2 protein-coding genes are annotated in these 2,760 nt (G+C 63.7%); both read left to right on the forward strand.

The annotated features are described in order from the left end of the window. Positions 1-105 precede the first annotated feature (105 nt). On the forward strand, positions 106-915 hold the full coding sequence (locus HMPREF2847_RS08345) for a metal ABC transporter ATP-binding protein (protein ID WP_035006260.1): 810 nt from the start codon (positions 106-108) through the stop codon (positions 913-915). After that, complete coding sequence (locus tag HMPREF2847_RS08350; protein ID WP_222865187.1) at positions 912-2,678, forward strand: metal ABC transporter solute-binding protein, Zn/Mn family; 1,767 nt, start codon at positions 912-914, stop codon at positions 2,676-2,678. The genes HMPREF2847_RS08345 and HMPREF2847_RS08350 overlap by 4 nt, the downstream gene beginning before the upstream one ends. Positions 2,679-2,760: the final 82 nt, after the last annotated feature.

Consider the following 2,760-nt stretch of genomic DNA (forward strand, 5'->3'; position numbering starts at 1 on the left):
GGCACTTGACAAAAACATAGGGACACCCCCCCAACACCACCCCACCCCAAAGGTCAATACATTGAACTTGGTGATTCATTGAACTGACCACTATTCTTGGCTGCCATGAGTATTAGCGTCCAGAACTTGAGCGTGAGCTACGGCGCGAACACCGCGATTCGGAACATCAGCTTCACCCTCGACTCCCCCGGCATGCACGGCATCATCGGCCCCAACGGCTCAGGCAAATCCACCCTCATGAAGGCGATGCTCCAGATCCTGGACAAACACAACGTCCACGGCACAGGCCCCACCGGCGCCCCTGCCGGCTACCCCGTCACCCTCGACGGCAAGGCCCCCGCCGAGCAGCGCCGCGCAATCGCTTATATCGAGCAGCGCTCTGACCTCGACCGCAACTTCCCCACCAGCGTCTTCGACACCGTCCTGATGGGCACTTACCCGCGCCTGGGTCTTTTCCACCGCCCCGGCAAGGCCGAACGCGAAGCAGCCACCCAGGCTCTCAAGGACGTCGACATGTGGGACTTTCGCCACCGCCACATCAGCGAACTCTCGGGCGGACAGTTCCAGCGCGTCCTCTTTGCCCGCGCCATCGTCCAGGACGCGGAGTACATCTTCCTGGACGAGCCCTTCGTCGGCATCGACGTCCCCAGCGAGAAGACGATCGTGACCCTGCTGCGGCAGATGGCGGACGCGGGCAAGCACGTCGTCGTCGTGCACCACGACATGAACACGGTGCGCGGCTACTACAACGACCTCATCGTCCTCAACGGCGAGCTCGTCGCGGCGGGTCCCACCGAGGAGGTCTTCGTCCCCGACGTGCTGCAGAAGGCCTTCGGCGCGCTCGTCATCCGCGAGCCGTCAGCACCAGCCCACCCCACGCCACGGCAGGCAGCCCTCCAGGAGGAGACAGCATGATCGCGGAGTTCCTCGACTCACTACTCAGCCACGGCTACCTGCAAAAAGCGCTGATCACCTCGGTGATCGTGGGCGTGGCCTGCGGCATCGTCGGCAGCTTCATCGTGCTGCGCGGCATGGCCCTGATCGGCGACGCCATCTCGCACGCCGTACTACCGGGGGTCGCGGCCTCCTACCTGCTCGGCACGAACCTCTTCCTCGGGGCGGTGGTCGCGGGTCTACTCGCCACACTGGCGATCGGGCTGATCAGCGAACGCTCCACTGTGAAGAACGATTCGGCGATCGGCATCGTCTTTTCCACCTTCTTCGCGATCGGCGTGCTGCTCATGGCGAAAGCGCAGACGGCGACGGATCTGACGGAGATCCTCTTCGGCAACGTCCTGACCGTTCAGGACGCCGACCGCAACCTCTCGATCGGTATTGCCGCTGCCGTGCTGATTCTCACGCTGGTCTTTTACAAGGAGCTCAAGCTCAGCACCTTCGACCCCGTCATGGCGCAGTCGGCTGGCGTGCCCGTGCGGGCAATCCACTACGGGCTGATGGTGGTGCTCACGCTGGTGACGGTCATTTCCCTGCAGACGGTGGGCGTGATCCTGGTGGTCTCCCTGCTGATCACTCCGGCGTCGGCGGCGTACCTGCTGACGAACCGGCTGGGAGTGATGATCGGGCTTTCAGTGGCGATCTCGGCGCTCAGCTCCGTAGTGGGGCTGTTCCTGAGCTATAGCTACAACGTGTCCTCCGGCGTGACGATCGTGCTGACCGCCAGCGCGCTGTTCCTGCTGGCTTTCCTCTTCGCGCCAGGCAAGGGACTGATTGCTCGCTCGCTGGGCAATAAGCCACTGGCCGCGCTGTTGGCCCTCCTGGTGGGCGGTGCCCTCGTGTTCGGGGCCGTGACCTTCTCGACGGAGGAGAAGGCAGACGGTGAGCAGCTGAACGTCGTCACCACCTTCACGCTGCTGGCGGACCTGGTGGAGGAGATCGGCGGCGAGGCGGTGGACGTCCATAACCTCGTGCCGACCGGCACGGACCCGCACGACTACGACCCCCTGCCCGCGGACCTGGATGCGACGAGCGACGCCGACCTGCTGTTCTACAACGGGCTGAACCTCGAGGGCGGTGAGCACGGCTGGCTCGCGAAACTGAAAAACACCGCGGGCCTGGACGATTCCCAGATGGTCGAGGCCACCAAGGGCGTGGAACCGAAGTACCTCAAGGACGAAAAGGGCAATCAGGAGATCAACCCGCACGCCTTCCTGGACCCGACCGTCGGCATCGCGATGGCCGAGAACGTGACCGCGGCGCTGGCCGAGGCCCTGCCCGAGCGTGCCGAGCACATCGAGGAGAAGGGGGCGGAGTACAAGGCCATGCTGGAGAGCATCGACGCCGACTACCGCGAGCAGATCGGTGCGCTGCCGAAGGAGGATCGTGTGCTCGTGGCCAGTGAACATGCCTTCCAATACATGGTCGACACCTACGGCATGGAGCAGCTGTATATCTGGCAGATCGACACGGATGAAAACGGCTCCCCCGCGCAGATCGGACACCTCGTGCGCCAGCTGAAGGACAAGCGCCCGAAGCACCTGTTCGTGGAGTCGAACGTGGATACGCGCCCCATGAAGACCGTCTCGAAGGAGGCCGGGATTCCGATCTTCGACGAGCCACTGCACTCCGATGAGCTCGGCAAGCCGGGCACGGTCGCGGGAACCTACGAGGATTTCCTGCGCAGCAACTTGAAGACCATGATCGCGGGGCTGAAGCGCTAAAACGCGAATGCTCGAGGCCCACATGCGTTGGGCTTCCCCGGTCGCATTCCCGTTACCTTGTGAGTGTCCCCGATAATGGGGA

It is taken from the genome of Corynebacterium sp. HMSC074C03, assembly GCF_001838285.1.
In the GTDB taxonomy this organism is placed as follows: Bacteria; Actinomycetota; Actinomycetes; order Mycobacteriales; family Mycobacteriaceae; genus Corynebacterium; species Corynebacterium amycolatum.